13 protein-coding genes and 1 pseudogene are annotated in these 18,658 nt (G+C 44.8%); 1 reads left to right on the top strand and 13 read right to left on the bottom strand.

The genetic code is table 11. The features are described 5' to 3' along the window. Positions 1-264: 264 nt before the first annotated feature. Positions 265-807 (top strand): annotated as a pseudogene (locus tag AB4493_RS17955) (PhoH family protein); the annotation flags it as partial. A gap of 108 nt (positions 808-915) precedes the next feature. Here the strand turns inward: AB4493_RS17955 and tldD are convergent. From tldD to AB4493_RS17890, 13 genes are all read right to left on the bottom strand, one after another. Further along, complete coding sequence (gene tldD, locus AB4493_RS17950) at positions 916-2,361, bottom strand: metalloprotease TldD (protein WP_017061366.1); 1,446 nt, start codon at positions 2,359-2,361, stop codon at positions 916-918. Between the two features lie 19 nt (positions 2,362-2,380). Further along, positions 2,381-3,193, bottom strand: coding sequence for a carbon-nitrogen hydrolase family protein (locus AB4493_RS17945; RefSeq protein WP_017061365.1), 813 nt, complete (start codon positions 3,191-3,193; stop codon positions 2,381-2,383). A gap of 94 nt (positions 3,194-3,287) precedes the next feature. Further along, positions 3,288-7,163, bottom strand: coding sequence for a YhdP family protein (locus AB4493_RS17940; protein ID WP_372155545.1), 3,876 nt, complete (start codon positions 7,161-7,163; stop codon positions 3,288-3,290). A gap of 10 nt (positions 7,164-7,173) precedes the next feature. Next, on the bottom strand, positions 7,174-8,643 hold the full coding sequence (rng, locus tag AB4493_RS17935) for a ribonuclease G (protein ID WP_017061363.1): 1,470 nt from the start codon (positions 8,641-8,643) through the stop codon (positions 7,174-7,176). 20 nt (positions 8,644-8,663) lie between these two features. Next, entirely contained in the window at positions 8,664-9,287 is a 624-nt protein-coding gene (locus AB4493_RS17930) for a nucleoside triphosphate pyrophosphatase (RefSeq protein ID WP_372155544.1), read from the bottom strand. Between the two features lie 7 nt (positions 9,288-9,294). After that, the gene (mreD, locus tag AB4493_RS17925) at positions 9,295-9,783 is read right to left on the bottom strand and encodes a rod shape-determining protein MreD (RefSeq protein WP_017061361.1); all 489 of its coding nucleotides are present in this window, start codon (positions 9,781-9,783) and stop codon (positions 9,295-9,297) included. Then, positions 9,773-10,660 carry a rod shape-determining protein MreC gene (gene mreC, locus AB4493_RS17920; RefSeq protein WP_004735927.1) on the bottom strand — a complete coding sequence of 296 codons (888 nt, stop codon included), beginning with the start codon at positions 10,658-10,660 and terminating at the stop codon, positions 9,773-9,775. The genes mreD and mreC overlap by 11 nt, the downstream gene beginning before the upstream one ends. 94 nt (positions 10,661-10,754) lie before the next feature. Next, positions 10,755-11,798, bottom strand: a complete 1,044-nt coding sequence (locus AB4493_RS17915; RefSeq protein ID WP_017062957.1) for a rod shape-determining protein — start codon at positions 11,796-11,798, stop codon at positions 10,755-10,757. 150 nt (positions 11,799-11,948) lie between these two features. Beyond that, positions 11,949-16,349 (bottom strand): DUF6701 domain-containing protein, encoded by a 4,401-nt coding sequence (locus tag AB4493_RS17910; RefSeq protein ID WP_372155543.1) that lies wholly within the window; start codon positions 16,347-16,349, stop codon positions 11,949-11,951. Next, the gene (locus AB4493_RS17905) at positions 16,346-16,783 is read right to left on the bottom strand and encodes an MSHA biogenesis protein MshP (RefSeq protein WP_372155542.1); all 438 of its coding nucleotides are present in this window, start codon (positions 16,781-16,783) and stop codon (positions 16,346-16,348) included. The genes AB4493_RS17910 and AB4493_RS17905 overlap by 4 nt, the downstream gene beginning before the upstream one ends. Continuing rightward, complete coding sequence (locus AB4493_RS17900) at positions 16,773-17,519, bottom strand: prepilin-type N-terminal cleavage/methylation domain-containing protein (RefSeq protein ID WP_372155541.1); 747 nt, start codon at positions 17,517-17,519, stop codon at positions 16,773-16,775. The genes AB4493_RS17905 and AB4493_RS17900 overlap by 11 nt, the downstream gene beginning before the upstream one ends. Next, entirely contained in the window at positions 17,519-18,088 is a 570-nt protein-coding gene (locus AB4493_RS17895; RefSeq protein WP_372155540.1) for a prepilin-type N-terminal cleavage/methylation domain-containing protein, read from the bottom strand. Before AB4493_RS17895 ends, AB4493_RS17900 begins: the two co-directional genes overlap by 1 nt. Then, entirely contained in the window at positions 18,085-18,576 is a 492-nt protein-coding gene (locus tag AB4493_RS17890; protein WP_372155539.1) for a prepilin-type N-terminal cleavage/methylation domain-containing protein, read from the bottom strand. The genes AB4493_RS17895 and AB4493_RS17890 overlap by 4 nt, the downstream gene beginning before the upstream one ends. Between the last annotated feature and the right edge of the window lie 82 nt (positions 18,577-18,658).

Here is an 18,658-nt window from a genome sequence, read left to right as displayed (position 1 = left end):
AGAATGTGTTCCCTCTTCGTTTTGAATGACAAACATTCTGTAGCTGTTTACAAAGCCATAGGCATTGCCTGTGGCTTTGTCGTATCTGGGACTAAAAAAACTGGTGCAACAGGCTTACACACAAATTAATCTATTGATAGTTTCTTATGCTCTAAACGTTTAGGGGCAAAGACGATTTACGAAACAACTTGTTTCGCATTTTTGCAAGATCCTCTTGCAAAATTTAGGTATTAAACTTTGTCCAACAGGCTATTGGACAATTTGGGCATGACACTGCTTGCTATGGCTGCTGCACTTGAACAAACCATTGAACGTAAGCAATTCGATAAGATCATCGTAACCCGCAACACCCCTGATATTGGTGAATCGATAGGTTTCCTTCCGGGTACAGAGGAAGAGAAAATGTTGCCTTGGTTGGCTGCTGTGACCGATACACTGGAAGCGCTGCACAAGAACGACCACTGCACAGAAGGCTCGATGAAGTACATCTGTGACAAAGCCAATATCCAGTTCAAATCAATCAACTTCATGCGTGGCCGCTCGATTCAAAATGCCTTTGTGCTTTTGGATGAGTGTCAGAACCTCACCGCTTCACAGATAAAAACCATCATCACCCGTTGTGGTGAAGGTACTAAGATCGTCTGCTCAGGTAACTTAGCGCAGATAGATTCTTCTTACCTAACCCCTGTGACTTCAGGCTTAACCTACATGGTTGAGCGTTTTAAAAACTTCGAAGGCAGTGCCAACATCCACCTCAATGGTGTGGTGCGTAGCCGACTAGCTGAGTTTGCGGAAGAGAACATGTAGTGACTCTATACGCTCACTGAATCAGTAATCTAAAAACAAAAAGCGCCTCACATTGGAGGCGCTTTTCAATTTAATATTTTGAAGTAAGTCGGCAGAGGTTAGTCTGAATTACTCAGTACCACCAACGGTTAGCGAGTCTAGTTTCAATGTTGGTTGACCAACACCCACTGGCACACTTTGACCAGCCTTACCACACACACCCACACCACGGTCGATGCTTAGGTCGTTACCCACCATAGACACCTGCTGCATCGCTTCGATACCAGAACCGATTAGCGTCGCGCCTTTCACTGGGTGAGTGATCTTACCGTTTTCAATCATGTACGCTTCAGACGCTGAGAATACGAACTTACCTGATGTGATATCGACCTGACCGCCACCGAAGTTCGGTGCGTAGATACCTTTCTCAACCGTCGCGATGATCTCTTCCGGTGTGTGTTCGCCCGGTAGCATGTATGTATTCGTCATACGTGGCATTGGAAGATGCGCGTATGACTCACGACGACCATTACCTGTCGGTGCTACACCCATTAGACGAGCGTTCAGCTTATCTTGCATGTAACCTTTTAGGATGCCGTTTTCGATTAACGTATTGTACTGACCGTTAACACCTTCATCATCGACGTTCAATGAACCGCGTAGATCCGTTAATGTACCGTCATCGACAATCGTACATAGGCTTGAAGTTACTTGCTCACCAACTTTGCCAGAGAATACTGACGACTCTTTACGGTTGAAGTCGCCTTCTAAACCGTGGCCTACCGCTTCATGCAGCAGAACGCCCGGCCAACCAGAACCAAGAACCACAGGCATGGCACCAGCAGGCGCTGCAACCGCTTCAAGGTTAACTAATGCTTGGCGAATCGCTTCATCCGCAAATTGGTAAGCAACTTGAGTGCCTTTGTCATCACTTAAGAAGAAGTCGTAACCAAAACGGCCACCACCACCAGCGCTACCACGCTCACGACGATCACCCTTCTGTGCAAGTACGCTAATAGACAAGCGAACCAGCGGACGAATATCACCAGCGTAAGTGCCATCAGTCGCAGCAACCAGCATCTGCTCATGCACACCACTTAAACTCACCGATACTTCAGTCACCATCGGCTCTTTAGTGCGAATGTAAGCATCTAATGATTTTAGTAATTCTGTTTTCTGCTGTTTTTCCCAACTCGCAAGCGGGTTAACTGCATCATAGTAAGCTTGATTAGAGTTGCGTTTGAACGCTTGAACCTTGCCGTTTTGACCTTGTTTAGCAATACCACGAGCCGCAATTGCGCTCTGCTTAAGACCATCCAATTGGATTTGGTCAGAGTAAGCAAAACCAGTCTTTTCACCAGATACTGCACGAACGCCAACACCGCAATCGATATTGAAAGAGCCGTCTTTAATAATGCTGTCTTCTAGCACTAAAGATTCGTGCCAGCTTGACTGAAAGTAGATATCAGCATAATCAATTTGGCGGGTAGCAATACTCGCCAATGTATCTGCGATATTTTGCTCCGTAAGCCCTGTCGGGTTCAGTAGCGCTTCTTCAATTTGATTAATGCTCATAGATGGCTCTTGTTTGTAATTAAAATTGATTGGTAAATCGAGAGTGTTGCGCGATGGGCATATTTTGCCTAATGGACTCGCAACTGGATGTGTCTATCTCAACCACCATACTTTTAGGATCTTGGTCTAACTGTGCGACCACTCGTCCCCATGGATCAACCACCATTGAGTGTCCCCATGTTTCTCTTTGGCAAGGGTGTTTTCCGCCTTGACCTACCGCGACAATCCACGACTGTGTTTCAACCGCGCGGCATCTTAATAGTACTTCCCAGTGCGCTTGACCCGTTACCGCTGTAAAAGCCGCAGGCACCACAATGATTTGTGCCCCTTGCTTACGTAACTCTGAATACAAGTGTGGAAAGCGCACATCATAACAAATACTCAAACCTAAGCGACCAAAAGGCGTTTCCGCTGTCACAACTTGGTTGCCCGGAGTGAAAATATCCGACTCTCGATAGCACTTATGGGCGTCAGCGACATCCACATCAAACATGTGTAGCTTGTCGTAATGAGCAACGAGGCAACCAAAATCATCAATCACCAAGGTGGTGGTCGTCACTCCGTTAGTTGTGCTTATCGGCATACTGCCAATGACGATCCAAATTCTGTGAAGCTTTGCTAGCTCAGAGATTTTCTTTTGCAGTGGGCCATCATTAAAAGGCTCAGCACACTGGTGATAGTCGGCTTTACTGCCAAAAACTAACGCGTTTTCAGGGCAAACAACCCACTTAGCCCCCAACTCTTTGCACTTTGCAACTTCTTGAGCAAGGTACTCAAAGTTCAATTCAGGGCTGGGGCCAGATGTCATTTGAATCAACCCAACACAATCCATGTGTATCGCTCCTCCATTCATTATGATTCAGAAATCAGCATTTCACCGTATATTCGCTGACTCGGGCATAAGGTCTTTTCGGCTAATTTAAGGCCTATTCGGCTAATTTTCTCAGCTTCTCTGGCAGCTGAAACTCGCCAGAGCTACGAGAAAGTTCGCTCACCGTTGGTGAATCCAATGGTCCTTTCACCGAATAATTTACTTGGGTAAAGACTTCCACAACTGGCGAGATAACCGTGGTCACCGCCAATACGTACAGCGCCGTTTGAGGGGTTACCGCAAAGGCCGTTAATACGGGAATACCCGAGGTAATATCTGGGGTAAAGTTCACCTCAGCATCAACCTGACGCGTGTTGAGGTTAGCGATACCTTTGATTTTCATCTCACCTGCGACCGCATCCATGTTCAGATCATTGGTCAGGAAGATACCATTTTGAATCTCGCCCGTTCCGGTGATGCTGTTGAAGGCCATACCTTTATCAAACACATCTGAGAAATCGAGCTGCATCTTACGGATGATCGAATCTAGGCTAAACAGGCCAAGTAATCGAGCTGCGCCGCTCACATCCGAGATAATGCCTTTACCAAACTTGGTTTTAACGTTGCCATCAAGGGTATCCATTTTGATTCCCCAAGGCGAACCATCCCAATTTAGTTGACCTTCCAACGCGAATGGCGCTTTTTGAATCCCGGAAGTAATACCAAAGCGCTCCATGAGCTCGCTGTTGTTTTCACCTTCAACATCAACGGTTAACGATGAATGACTCTTGTCACCTTGCAGTTCCCACCAGCCACTCACATCCGCTTTGTTACCGCCGCTTCGCACCTGGATTTTGTTCCACTCGATACGATCTTCGTTCCTCGTCATTTCAACATCGACCTTACCCACCTTGTAGCCTTGCAGCCAAAAGTCGTTCAGCGTCAGGGTCAGGTTTGGCATCGCATCGTGGATCTCTCTATCCAATTTGGATATCAATGGCGCAGCTTGTTCTTTACGTTGCAGCAGTTGCTGATCTTGGTTGTTCTTATCACTCCACTCAGGAACAAACAGATGCAGACGATCCAGTGAAACTGTCAAATCATAAGGAGGCAGGTAGTTAATATCCCCTTCTAGCTCTTGGCTAGACACTTCCATTTGCCACGCCTGTTTGTTCTTACTAGCACTAAAATCGACGTCATTCCAAGAGATACCACCCAAGATCAGCTCTTTACTCTCAAAGGTAATACGGCTTGGCGCAGGTATGGTTGGCGTGTTCATTTGACTAAGTACAGCCGTTGAAGGCTTTACCGGTTCCATTACAACCGATAACCAATCATCGGCATTGAATTTGTCTGTACGAATCAGGGCGTGATGGCCCACCACCGGGCTAATTTTGTAGCCACCGCGACCAAGCACTAAGTTGGTCGCCGTTAACTCAGGCACGTCGCCTGTGATATCAATCTCAGCTTGGTACTTGGTGTTTGGCAATTGCAGGCGCGCGGTAATCGTCTCTTGGTTACCCGATGCCTGTAGCCTTGCAGAGCCACTTTCTAGTGATTTTTTCGCCAATGGATATGGGTAATCACTCGCCAAGTATTTTAGGTCTGACTGTAAGTCTAGTTGGTAGGTAAAGCCGATATCATTCAGCTGGATATCAATCTGGCTTTGCCATTGCGCATGACCTGATAAGCGGCTTAACCATTGCTCACCGATGTAAGGTTCTAGAGGCTTGACGTCCCAATCACCTAACACATCAATATCAACTGCATAGCCAGGACCATCATTAAGGCCCTTAAAATCAAGCGAGATACCTTGGTTAAGCAGATCCGCAGCGAGGCCATTTGCCGTCACTACGTCATTATCAAATTCAATTCGACCCGTGGTGTTCTCGAGCACCATTGGCGGCGCTTCAATCTCAACATGGTTGCCACTTAAGTCGGCGTAACCCCATGCTCTTGCTTCTTTTTCAGAATCAAACGGAATATTCAGCTGGAACTCAGAAGAGACATCACCACTCACTTGAAGTGCGGTTAAGGCTGCGCCTACCGAGCCCACCAGTGGCGAAGACGTCATGTAATCGCGTACTGCGTTGCCAGACGCCGTCGCTTTAGCTTCAATTTCAATATGGCCGCCTTCCCCTAAATAAGGAATGCGTCCTGTGATTCGATCTGCCGTCACATCCATCAGTTGAGCTGAGCGAGAATCCAGATGCATCGCATCATTTTCAAACAACAGATCAAGCTGAAGATCAGTAATCAGTGGCCACGCGGTATCAAAGCTGAATTTCGCATCTTCTAAGCCAACCCAAACCTGGAAAATACCATCGTGGTTAGTGTATGGGTATTGAGACAAATCACCATGCCACAACAGTTTTACGGTATCCGCTTTACCGGCTTGAATCGCAGTTGAAAGGTAGTCTGTTAGATCTTGCCCAAGAGCCAGTGTAGGTAAGTAGCGCCATGTTTCACCGACATTGTAAGCGTCCGCTTCGCCGTAGAAGGATAAAAACGGGCTCGCATCTTTTGGGAAGTCTAAGCGGAATGCGCCTAGTACTTGTAAATCGGGGGTGGCAGCTGTGATTTTGTCTGACCACAGCTTCCAGCCGTTTTCATCTTGCTGCCAAACAATATCAACCTGACCTTGTTTGATATTCAAAGGCGCTTGGAATACGTCACCATAAGGGAACACATCGTCAATAACATGCAGGCTAGCTTTCGCTTCCGAGGCCGAACCAAACACACTACCAGACACTTGGCTAAAGCCTGGGACTAGTTCCCACTGCTCGATAGCAAGATCAGAAAAACTGGCTGAATAACGTAAACTGTCAATTCCCGAACCCATGGAAACACGGATATCAGAAACAGAGCCGCCCGGCGCCAATACGTTAATCATTTTGGTTGATTGTTCAGAGTCAGGCAGCAGCTTAATCAACGGAGTAATAGTCGCAATATCCAGCTCAGAAATGTTGAGTTGCCATGGACCTTGATTCCACTTGAACGCTACGTCGAGTTCCGGCCAAGGTGTGTCATCCGTTCTAAGGTTTAGTGAGTGACCATTTACTTGCCAACCATCATCAGTCGGCGACAACTTAAAGACACCGGACTCAAGCATGAGGTCATGCTCGCCATCTTCGTTCCACGCCAGTTCTGAGGGTAAAACCTCAACATAAGCGCTCACTGGCTTGCTATTTCGCAGCGTAAGCCAGCTATTCAAGCTCACAGTACCCGTTTCAATGCCGGATTCCGCCTGCATATAATGCGTAAGCCATGGCTTAACAGAAATGCTGTCGGCACTGACATAAAACTCACCAGTCACATCAGTCAGTGACCCACCATCAATAAAGTTAGCACTCACTGACAGAGAGTTTAGATTGGCACCTTTGATACTCACCACACCTTCAGCAAGGTGATGTTTGTCTGAGTTTTGCCATTTTAAGGTTTCTATATCGAGCTGACGTTCTTCACCCGAAACAGAGTGATAAAGAATAGAAGAATCTTTTGCAGTTACATCGACTAGTGTTTTTAGCAGTAAATTATCGAGCTCTTGCATCGCTCGCTGGGAAGAGCCAGAATCTTTAGGCTCATCTTTGCCATTTTGCCCAGCAAACAGCTCGATTGAGCGGATATCAAGATACATTTGATTCATGACCAACTCGGCCACAACCGGGCGCATCTGTACGACCGATTGAATTAAGTCAAACTCGACTTCAACACGCTCAACAGAGAAGGTCACATCTTCTGCATTGGGGAGGCTAGCTTTAACGCCTTGCAGAGCAATAGAGGGGTGAGTGTTACGCCAAAAACCGCCCACATCTTGAATCGAAAAATCAAAACCGGAGTGTTGGTTTACCCAAAGCTCAATTTCAGATTGATACTTGTTTAAATTGGGCAAGGCTACACGCAGTGTAGTAACGGCAATGGCTAGCGTTACTAAGAGAGTAACCACTAACCATAAACATGCACGTAGAATCAGAGTAACGCTTGAGCTCACAAAATTTCCATTACATCATAACAACATCAAACTGCTCTTGTATGTACAGAGGCTCAGCCTGGATTTTAACTTGCTTACCAATAAAGACTTCAAGCTCCGCAAGCGCATGAGATTCATCGCCCTCTAACGCCTCAGCTACGGCAGCTGCCGCATAGACCACAAATTTATCGGCGTCGTACGCACGATTCACTCGCGTGATCTCTCGAAGAATTTCATAACAAACGGTTTCAACTGTCTTCACACTGCCGCGGCCTTCACAAGCAGGACAGCTCGAACATAGGATATGCTCAATACTTTCACGAGTACGTTTACGAGTCATCTCAACCAACCCAAGCTGCGTGAAGCCATTAATATTGGTTTTCACACGGTCTTTGTCGAGCGCAGCCTCTAAAGAAGTTAGTACTCGCTTACGATGTTCCTCAGACAACATATCAATAAAGTCGATAATGATGATGCCACCTAAGTTACGTAGACGCAGCTGACGAGCAATCGCTTGAGTCGCTTCTACATTGGTGTTGAAAATCGTCTCTTCTAGATTACGACGACCAACAAACGCGCCAGTGTTGATATCAACCGTGGTCATCGCTTCAGTTTGGTCGATAATCAGATATCCACCAGACTTTAATTCGACTTTACGATCCAATGAACGCTGAATTTCGTTCTCGGTATCGTACATATCAAAGATAGGCTTATCACCTTCATACAGCTCAAGCTTGTCTGTCAGCTCAGGCACGTATTCAGAGGTAAACTCTTTTAGGTTTTCATATTCTAGACGAGAATCGACCTGAATCTTGCTCAGCTCAGTACCGACGAAGTCACGTAAGATACGTTGGCTTAAGCAAAGCTCACCATACAAACGAGTACGCGCCTTGTGCTTACCACGACGCTCTAATACTTTTAGCCATAATCGCTTCAAGAATGCGGCATCTTGTGCCAACTCATTTGAATCTGCACCTTCTGCTGCTGTGCGGATGATGAAGCCACCGTGTTCGTCACAGTAACGAGACACGACTTTTTTAAGACGGTTACGTTCAGACTCGCTGTCGATACGTTGAGATACACCAACATGACTTGCGCCCGGCATAAATACCAGATAACGAGACGGTAGAGTGATATCAGTGGTTAAGCGAGCACCTTTAGTACCAAGAGGGTCTTTGACCACTTGCACCACAATGTCTTGCCCTTGACGGACAAGCTCTGAAATATCACGAACCTGAAATTGCTTCTTTTCGTTTTCAGCGACACATTCAGTGTGTGGGACAATATCAGAGGCGTGTAAAAAAGCTGCTTTCTCAAGGCCTATATCCACAAAAGCCGCCTGCATTCCCGGAAGAACACGGCTTACACGTCCTTTATAGATATTTCCTACGATACCGCGTCGAGCATCTCGTTCGACATGGATCTCTTGAAGAGCCCCCCCTTCAATCATGGCCACACGAGTTTCACTCGGGGTCACGTTCAGCAACAATTCAGCACTCATGGTGCACCTCAGGTTAGTAATTATAAGAATTCTTGCAGTAGCTGGTCCGTTTCAAATAAAGGTAAGCCGACAACGGCGTAATAACTACCTTCGATTCGGGTGACAAAGCGTCCGCCCAAACCTTGGATCCCATAGCTACCGGCTTTATCGCATGGCTCCCCTGTTTGCCAGTATTGTTCTATTTCTTTTTCACTGAGGGGTTTAAACCATACGTCGGTAATAATGACTTCTGTTCTTTGTTTTTCTTCTGAAACCACAGAAACCGCCGTCATCACTTGGTGACGTTCATTCGCTAACTGAGTAAGCATGCGCTTAGAGTCAGCAAAATCGGTGGGTTTCTCAAGCACTTGCCCTTGGCTTACGACGACTGTGTCAGAACCAAGAACGACTATATCAGAGCCATGATCTACAGTATCAGAACTAGGAACGACATGCTGCCTTTCAGAAGGGTTATCTTTCAATAAAAACAACGCAGTTAAAGCTTTATCTAAAGATAGTCGCTTAACATATTCTTCGGCGGTTTCTTGAGCGTGTTTACACTCTTCAACATCGGTTACGAGGACAGAAAACTCATAACCGAGTTGAGATAGCAATTCTTTGCGGCGTGGAGAGCCGGATGCCAAAACTAAATGTTTCTTTTCCATCGTCACGCTACCTCACATGCCAATGGCGACGCACGCGTCTCATTAATAAAAACATCCAAGGCCAAAGTATACAGTTTATCAATGCGCTCCATAACGATAACGGATTGAAAACAACATCTTGGATCAAATATTCACCAAAGAAGATCAACACCTCAAACAAGACCGTTAACGCGGCAATGATCATCGCTTGCTGCCATAACGCCATGTTACGAATGACGAGGAAGTTCATCGCAATAATGTACATCACTATTGCCATCATCATGCCTCGAATACCCAGAGTAGAGCCGATCAAAAGGTCCCACAATAAGCCTAAAATCAAAGCACTACCCACGTTAACACGATGCGGTAGAGCCAAAACCCAGTAACACGTAACCAGCAGTAACCAAGATGGTCTAAATAAATCTAAGCTACCAGGCCAAGGGATCGTCTGCAGAATCAGTGCTATTAAAAATGAGCAGAAAATTACTACCTTGCTTCTCAAAACGCTATTGGCCATCTTCGCCCTCTAACAATGCTTGTTCTATGCTCGATTGATCCGCTTGCATCTGTTTGTTTTCATCAGGCCATACAAGCAGCAGGTATCTGAGCTTATCGAACTCAACCACAGGCTCTGCTTTAATCACAGCGAACTCACGTTTCGGGTCGTAATCAACGGCCGTAACATAGGCGACTGGATAACCTTCTGGATATACCCCACCAAGACCTGATGTCACCAACAGATCTTCTTCTTGTATATCGGTACTGGTTGGAATGTGCTCTAGCTGGATCTCATCAATCATGCCATTGCCCGAAGCAATCACACGGATGTCATTACGAATAACCTGAACAGGAATCGCATTGTTTGCATCAGTGAGTAGTAATACACGACTATTATGAGCAGCAACGAAAGTGACTTGGCCGACAATGCCTTTTTCGTTGATCACCGGCTGACCTTCATACACCCCATCAATCTGACCTTTGTCGATCACGACTTGATGGCGATATGGTGAAGTGTCTACCGCCATAACTTCTGTGACGACTTTCTTCTCATCACGGATAAACGGCGAGCCTAACAGCTTACGAAGGCGCTTGTTTTCTTCTTGATATTGCTCAAGCAGAATCAGCTCGCTCTTCAGACGCAAGACTTCTCGTTTAATATTATGGTTAGATTCAATTAACCCTTTGCGAGTGCTAAAACGGTCGTAAACACCATCGAACATAGTGCGAGGCAAGTTGGCTGCATATTGAATAGGCGCAACCATGCTGTTTAATAGATAGCGAACATTTGAGAAAGCATCTAAACGACTATCAGCCAGCATAAGGCTGGCTGATAAAATTACAGCAAAAAACAGGCGCAATTGTAGAGAGGGACCTCTACCAAAAATTGGCTTCATTCTATATTTGGTCCTAGAGCTACATTTGATCCTATAGACAAGGTCCTAGGCTCTTTACATAAAACTAGATAAGAAAAGAGCCTAACACTAGATATTATTCTTCGCTGAACAGATCGCCGCCGTGCATGTCGATCATCTCTAGAGCTTTACCGCCACCTAGAGCAACACACGTTAATGGCTCTTCTGCAACAACAACAGGGATACCTGTTTCTTCTGTTAACAGGCGATCAAGGTCTTTAAGCAGTGCACCACCACCTGTTAGTACCATACCGTTTTCTGAGATATCAGAAGCCAGCTCTGGTGGACACTGTTCAAGTGCAACCATGACTGCAGATACGATGCCAGATAGAGGTTCTTGAAGTGCTTCAAGGATTTCGTTTGAGTTTAGGCTAAAGCTACGAGGCACACCTTCAGCAAGGTTACGACCACGTACTTCGATCTCTTCGACTTCATCGCCAGGGTAAGCTGAACCGATTTCGTGTTTGATCTTCTCTGCTGTCGCTTCACCGATCAAGCTGCCGTAGTTACGACGAACGTAGTTGATGATCGCTTCATCAAAACGGTCACCACCAATGCGAACAGAAGACGAGTAAACCACACCGTTCAGTGAGATAACCGCAACTTCAGTAGTACCACCACCGATATCAACAACCATTGAACCTGTTGGCTCAGAGACACGTAGGCCAGCACCAATCGCAGCAGCCATAGGCTCATCGATTAGGTAAACCTCACGAGCACCAGCACCTAACGCTGATTCACGGATAGCACGACGCTCAACCTGTGTTGAACCACAAGGTACACAAACCAAAACACGAGGACTTGGTTTAAGCACACTGTTGTCATGCACTTGTTTGATGAAGTGCTGAAGCATTTTTTCCGTTACGTAAAAGTCGGCAATTACACCGTCTTTCATTGGACGGATCGCTGAGATGTTACCAGGCGTACGACCAAGCATTTGCTTAGCAGCGTGGCCAACAGCAGCGACACTCTTTGCAGAACCCGCACGATCTTGGCGAATAGCTACAACTGAAGGCTCATCAAGAACAATGCCTTGGCCTTTTACATAAATAAGGGTATTGGCTGTACCTAAATCAATCGATAGGTCGTTTGAAAACATGCCACGAAGTTTTTTAAACATATTCTTCGCTCATCCTGCAAGAATTAGAAGACAAAAATTGCACTAAATGTACCAATGCCTTGCTGTTACGGCAAGGCATTGAAGTACAAACATGGACTGAAACCCGCAATTTCTTACAGATTCCTAACTTAAGGGGCAAAAATTATATTATTACTGACCTGTTAAGCCACTTTCACCTCGGTAGATCACACGATCGTTACCACGGTAGATACCAAATGTGACGACGGTGGATGGATCTTCATCACCCAGTTGGCGCCAGTTGTAACGTAGCCATGGTTGATCTTGATCACTGCCACTACATGAGATGTTATTTCCGCCATCGCTATCAGGCTCAGAGTCATCCATTCTTAACCACAGACGAACTTGCTCACGTGGCGCGTCTGTTCCTGCTGGCGTATTTTGATTTGCTGTGACCTCTTCTTCTCCATCATCCACATTTCCACTACCGTTAAGTGAAACTAAAGTGGTTGCCGCCCCTTCACTGTGCCAAATAACTTGTTTACAAGTATTAGCCCCATTGAAGGTACTGCGGTCATCATCCTCGTTAACAATAAACTCACTGCCATCCCAGAACTCAGCGCGCAATGGAATAGTTAGAGTAGTATCAGAATTGCCACCAATATCATCTAGCACCATTCGACCATAACGAGCTGGAGGCTGGACCGGAAACTCGACAGAATCAGTCAAAATATCAGAGTCAGTAAATGAAACAGGATCAACTCCTGCAACAGTCAAGCCAAAGTGGGTAATAGTGGAGTTAGCATCTGAAGTATTAAACGGTGCATCTCTGCGGCTAACGTCATCCAAATCCGTAACTCGCTGAAGAACAGCGGCACTATCGTTCAACAACCAATGCTTACGATCAGTAGACCAAGTGCCTGCCTCAGTATCCAGCAAGAACCCATTATCGACAGCTGTATCATCTAGAACACCAAAACTGGCTTGTAGGCTCGGGGCAAAGAATTGATAGTTGTTAAGCGCGTTACCAACACTGCTTTCACCTGATGCCATTGGATATACTTGGTGAACTGTAGAGTCATAAGGTTGACTTAGGTACGCAATATTATTTTGATTTGTAACATTCCACTCAGGGTCACCTTGCATGAAGTATTTGGGGTAAAAACGGCCGATAGTTTTAGACCCAGTGACACCTGAATCACCATTTGGAGGGGCAATGGTGCTATAAAAGTTACCCGTTTCAATTGCAACCAATTCAAAACTTCCTACCTCTGAGTAGGTTAACCCATCAAGTTGGTACCCACCATTTGACTGATCACTAATTGAAATACTCGGAGATATCGTGTCGGGCATCAAATAGCCAAGTACACCCTCACTTGGTGTGTCTAAATAATGGGAAACACTGATCGAAGCTTGAGACACAAAATAATTCGAAGGAACACCTACATTATTTGAACATACGGAATTTACATTAGCTCCGGTAATCATGGGTTTCACGTCCACATCAAAGCTCTCCCCCGCTGCAACAAAGCCACTACTACTGGATTCTGTACTCGTTCCACTTGAATCGCTATCAGTACATACAGCAAACTCATAAGGTTTAGATTTGACAACAAAGCTACCAACCAACCCCGAACTTGCGGAATCAGGCTGTTCATAAATAGGACACCCTTCAATTTCAGAACAATCAAAGCTAGGATCATTGATAACTACATTAACTTGCCCAACATTGCTCCAATTTACTTCAGTTGTAGCACCACCATTATCAAAATTTAGATCTGTAACTGAGAAGTCATCAAGTGATCCATCTTCAGGGGTAGGCATTTCAAGAAAGTAATCTTTAGAAGCATCAAATGATAAGTTTTTAGTATAGCCATTTACTGGGCTAACAACGCCTTGATCACAAGCTTGAGCCGTCACCTCTACCACTAACTCTTGAGAGTCTTGAGCTGCATTCATATGTATTTGGCTTGGGCTTGTATCAAACTTATAGGGCACATAAAAAACTTGTGTCGATGTTGCGGGCTCTGAATCGTAGACACCCCCAACACTGAAACTACCAACCGTATCAGAGTCTAAATACAAGGTTCGAATGCCACCATCAAACGTATAATCCGGAGTTTCACACGCATTGTTAGCTTCACCCTTACACCATCGCGTTCCCGTTGGGGTTACCGTCGCTTCAAACTGCTCATTAGAGTCGACCAATTCGCCATTCTCTTCTAGGCGAAACTCAACCGGAATTCGCTCACAGGTTAGGCTATATAATTGTTGAGGTTCTACAACCAATAATCCTTGCTGTACTGGGGGTTCACAAGAATAATCAGGTTTGATTATCGTTACACCATTATCAAGCACGGCGACTCTCGCTGTCACGGCACCATGAATAGCTGTCTGATTTAAATCTACAGTATCTGCGAGAATAAATCCTTTGAAAGTAGAGTTCCCAACGTCAAATATGACCTCACCTTTAGGAGCGTATATAATGGGATAAGCGAAGTCAGATTGTATATCAACTGCCAAGTTAAACTTCATACGTGTTATCACATTTATTTGAGAGTTGCCCTCAAAGGCATATACCAAATCTCCTGCATCATGCTCATAATTATCAAAGGTCACCGTGGAATTATCAGGAAAAACCAGTTCTACACCCGCCCCTCCACTAACTTTAACATCTGAGATATAACTGTCTTCATCTAAGACGACTCGAACTAGATTATAATCATTCCCCTGCTTGTTGATAACGAGCTTAGACAAGTTACTCTCAATGAAAACATCTATTGTTTCACCGTTAATTTGGTAAGAACATATCTCTGAGTCCGCTCCGCAGCTCTGCAAAATATCCGAAGCCTTGCCCGTAATGGTTAAACTTTCTGATGGATTTTTTTCTGCAATAGAGGTTACGTAACTGCCTTTAATCTTTCTTAATTCAAGTTGGCTATCATTATTACCAACATCACATTGATGTTCATCACACACTGGAAAATTATAAATATGATAAAACTCACTCGCATCATCAAAACCCAATAATAAAAAGTCATCTTTTGTTGTCCATTTATCATTAAAGAGCTCATAGCCTTCAGAGACCTTTTTTAAAGATTGATTAATATAGTTATTAGACCAGCCGCTAAATTTTGTTTGCTGGCTGGTAACCGTCAATGAGCTATTCACACCAGTCCAACTCTGAATGGGCTCGGGAAACAAGTTACACACGTTGGCAACAGGAACCACCTCAGGTAACTCAAACGCAAAGTAACCCACTTCTTCCGGAATATGCGTGCGGTCTCTAAAGTCCTCATCTACAACAAAGCTAACTTGGTTCGTGTTAATGTTACATCGACGTAGCCAGCCTCCGTGTCCACCAGCCCTCTCTTGTTTATTAGCTATGATCCCGTCAATATTCGTTAGAGAGGTGGTAGCATACTTATCCTCACAGCCATCCAACATTGGGTCATTACCGCTTTGACTTGGCGTATCATACCCTCTTGCAAATTGAACCTTAAAACCATCAACATCAAGGTTAGTATTGGTGGCTAACGTCGCTAAAAACGCGATCTTCTCATCGTCATAATCATCGTTACTGCGGTGAGAAGCACTTAGCTCCAAAAACAAATCAATGTATGACGTTTCATCGGTTCGCCTAACCTTGCCAGAGGTCATCCATTTATCATTGTTATTTCGAGTTTGAATTTGATGCAATACCACCGGATTAGAAGAAAAGCCAGCTCCGCCAAAATCGCTATAAAGGACTCTATCATTACTATTTGAGCCTGATTTAGCACTGGCTGCATCGGTGTTCAAATAACCCGCTATGACTTCATGGCCATTAAAATCGGCCACACCGGGCTCAATCGCAAGGTAACTGACTTCTGTTATCGGTTGGCTATCTAAATCTGAACCACCGCCATTCTTTGGCGCCTTAATCTGCTTGATGGTCGCTTCGGTTTTGCTTACCTCGGTAACCATTAACGTTGCAGGAGCATCCGCGTCAGGGGCACTTGAATCAATGGTTGGCATCACAAACACCAGTGGCGTGTTGGTATAAGACTGAGTCAGTGGGATCTTACATTCTCCACCAGAGCACTGAACGATACCAAATTCATACTGAGCATCGTTTGAATAAACCGGCGGTGGCTCGATATCCGAGCTGTCACATTCTAGTTCAGTACTGTCCCCACTATTAATATCGACGCTTTGCGGGTGAATACCTTTAAAGTCTGCGGGGTAATTGCCTAAAAAAGTAAAACCCTGCCCATCGTCAACGTAGTAGTCTGCGGTTCCGGCATCATTTCCCGCTCCCGGCTGATAAATCAGTTGAACACTATAGTCTCCCCCACCAACCATGTAACGAGGATCGCGAATAAAGGGCGTATCTCCCACCGTAGGCTCATTAATATCATTGGTCCAGATGGTGTATTCCGGGCGGTTATTTCCGGGCTCTTGCTCTGCAAACACAGATTCAACAAGCTGGGCGGAATTGATATTAAATGATATTTTAAATTCACCGCTCGGATCTACGTTACAAGTCGACGCTGTCGCGATCAAAGGGAATAGGCAGAAACAGGCAACTAAAATATATCTACATGCTTTCATCGTATTGACTCCCTCACCCAAACTTCTTGAATACGCTGTACTTGGTTAATGCCTGAGCCACAAACGGCTGTTGATTCAATCTTAAAAAAACCAACATCATCTAAAATTCCGATCGGAGTACAAGTTAACTCTTCAACTGCACAGATAGTCGACATCCCACTACTCACTTGGTTTGAATTTAAGTTACCACAGACGGTGCTCACACTGGTTGAAACCGCAGGCGAAACAGTTAATGGATAAACTTGAGTAAGTGCCCACTCATTTGCAGAATGCGCTAAAAGCCAAGCCTGAGTTCCCAGTTGTTTACGTGTCAATGTATCGTGATTTGACCACTGAACTTGCACTAAAGAAGTCGCGAGGAAGCCCATCACCACAATAACAAATACTACGACGACCAAAACACTGCCTTTTTGAGATGATTTACTATGGCGCATTAAGTACCTGCACATCTTGTTGGTAAACACTTACTTCGTTGTTTTGCTCAAGTACAAGATCGATGTGAATCACGCCACCTTTTTGTAAACTTGGCTCTTCGTAACGGAAGTTACTTTTTGTATAGTTAACGCTATCTGTGACCCTTATGCCATTTCGTTCAATAACACCTTGTCCTTCGATAGTATTGTTCACTATACAGAAGCTGACATAATTCTTGTTTTCATAGATATAATGTCGTTGTGCGATCGACTCACTCACAAGACTCAAAGCTGTAATACTGAAAGAGTTGGTATTTTGCACCGCACCCGAAACGTCAATTCGTTTATTGGATTCCACTGCCAAATCATTAAAACTACTAGGATTTATAATAAGATAGTCTCCTACAGAGAGACTTGGGGCATCTTGACCAACAATGAAGTCCAACTGATTGCCTAGTTCATCGAAGTGATAAAAACCGGAATATTTGATCGGATAGAATGAAAGACACTTTCTATCAAAAGCAAGTGTAGGTAAAAAAGTCTGATCTTCAGTAAAGCTATTAGGGACCGCGTGACTGATTTCTCGCGACATTTTCTCAACAACAAACTGCCCTTTTACTTGCACCTTTTGTCTATCGATAGTGTCGACATAACCTTTCATGCCGTATTCAACAAAGCCAGCGATTGCTAAGCCAATCACACCTACGACGACAATCGTTACAATCATCTCAATTAAGGTAAAACCACGTTGCTTCATCAGTAGTTCCCCTTGTAAGCGATAACGCTGTAGCGGTTGTTGCCACCAAAGATCTGTAACTCAACACGCTTCATCGTGCCAATAGCATTATCGTTAATACCATCCATGTTTTGATCGTAAAATACGGAGACTTCAACTCTAAAATTGGCATAACTGCCTTCAATATTTTCATCTAGGATATTAGCAAGTGGGTACTTAATAGGAGATACACATGCTGATTCAGTGGTATCGGTGTACCAACAGCCAATATAATCATCGACATCATTAAAAGCAGCGGGCGTTGCCTCTGAGCCATCAACACCAAGTTCATTAGGCGCAGAACAAGCAGTCGCACCTGCATCACCACAACGCATTATCCCACCATCAAAATCACTGCTGTGATCAAATCCTCTAGCCAAAATTTGATTCATCAAACTCTGACCTAAGGCCACGGAACGGTTTTGATATTGTGGGTCTGCTGAACTTGCCACTTGTGGTGCTAAAAAACTGGTAATCGTGACCATCGCAATACCCAAAACGATAATCACAACAATGCTTTCAATCAGAGTAAAACCACGTGAGCGAATCATAGACATGCTCCCTCACGTACATAACCTTGAGAATTAATACAGACTTGGGCGCTATTGCTCGAAGTGGTTGAGTTAATCGTAATGTCCACTCCAGCACTTACTGAAGGGTTTCCCAATAAATCAAAGTCGATAACAGTATTCGCTGGAGAAAACGTTATATCTGATATACGCACATAATCACTACGCGCATCGGCTTGTGATTTCTGAGCACTATTTGACAGGTCTAAACGACAAGCTGTTACGGAACCTAAACAGTCATCATTAATAGCAAGGCGAAAGCTATCATTAGCAGCGGAAACATTCGATTGCATTCGATTGACTTGGATTTGGCGAATAACAGAGGTAGCTTGTTCTTGCGCAGTAAAAGTGGAATAGCTAGAGGTACCTACGAAGCGGCTCGCGGCAAAGGTAGAAACAATACCGAGGATAATGATAACGATGATCAGCTCTACTAGAGTAAAGCCTTTGGGTATGGGGCTGCTATCCATAATGAGCCTCTAACTGCCAAGCGAATACTGATTATACAAGATAACGAAGTTTACGATCTTATGTATATGAATAGTTTTAATA

This window comes from Vibrio sp. 10N.222.55.A1 (assembly GCF_041473835.1).
GTDB lineage: Bacteria > Pseudomonadota > Gammaproteobacteria > Enterobacterales > Vibrionaceae > Vibrio > Vibrio crassostreae_C.
The sequence above is the reverse complement of the archived record's forward strand: the minus strand, read 5'-3'. Positions and strand labels throughout refer to the sequence as shown.

Bases quoted from the DNA above. Each gene is read 5' to 3' on its own strand.
- AB4493_RS17905 (WP_372155542.1), bottom strand. From the start codon at position 16,783: ATGCGCCATAGTAAATCATCTCAAAAAGGCAGTGTTTTGGTCGTCGTA.
- mreD (WP_017061361.1), bottom strand. From the start codon at position 9,783: ATGGCCAATAGCGTTTTGAGAAGCAAGGTAGTAATTTTCTGCTCATTT.
- AB4493_RS17890 (WP_372155539.1), bottom strand. From the start codon at position 18,576: ATGGATAGCAGCCCCATACCCAAAGGCTTTACTCTAGTAGAGCTGATC.
- rng (WP_017061363.1), bottom strand. From the start codon at position 8,643: ATGAGTGCTGAATTGTTGCTGAACGTGACCCCGAGTGAAACTCGTGTG.
- AB4493_RS17930 (WP_372155544.1), bottom strand. From the start codon at position 9,287: ATGGAAAAGAAACATTTAGTTTTGGCATCCGGCTCTCCACGCCGCAAA.
- AB4493_RS17900 (WP_372155541.1), bottom strand. From the start codon at position 17,519: ATGAAGCAACGTGGTTTTACCTTAATTGAGATGATTGTAACGATTGTC.
- tldD (WP_017061366.1), bottom strand. From the start codon at position 2,361: ATGAGCATTAATCAAATTGAAGAAGCGCTACTGAACCCGACAGGGCTT.
- AB4493_RS17910 (WP_372155543.1), bottom strand. From the start codon at position 16,349: ATGAAAGCATGTAGATATATTTTAGTTGCCTGTTTCTGCCTATTCCCT.
- AB4493_RS17915 (WP_017062957.1), bottom strand. From the start codon at position 11,798: ATGTTTAAAAAACTTCGTGGCATGTTTTCAAACGACCTATCGATTGAT.
- AB4493_RS17895 (WP_372155540.1), bottom strand. From the start codon at position 18,088: ATGATTCGCTCACGTGGTTTTACTCTGATTGAAAGCATTGTTGTGATT.
- mreC (WP_004735927.1), bottom strand. From the start codon at position 10,660: ATGAAGCCAATTTTTGGTAGAGGTCCCTCTCTACAATTGCGCCTGTTT.
- AB4493_RS17945 (WP_017061365.1), bottom strand. From the start codon at position 3,193: ATGGATTGTGTTGGGTTGATTCAAATGACATCTGGCCCCAGCCCTGAA.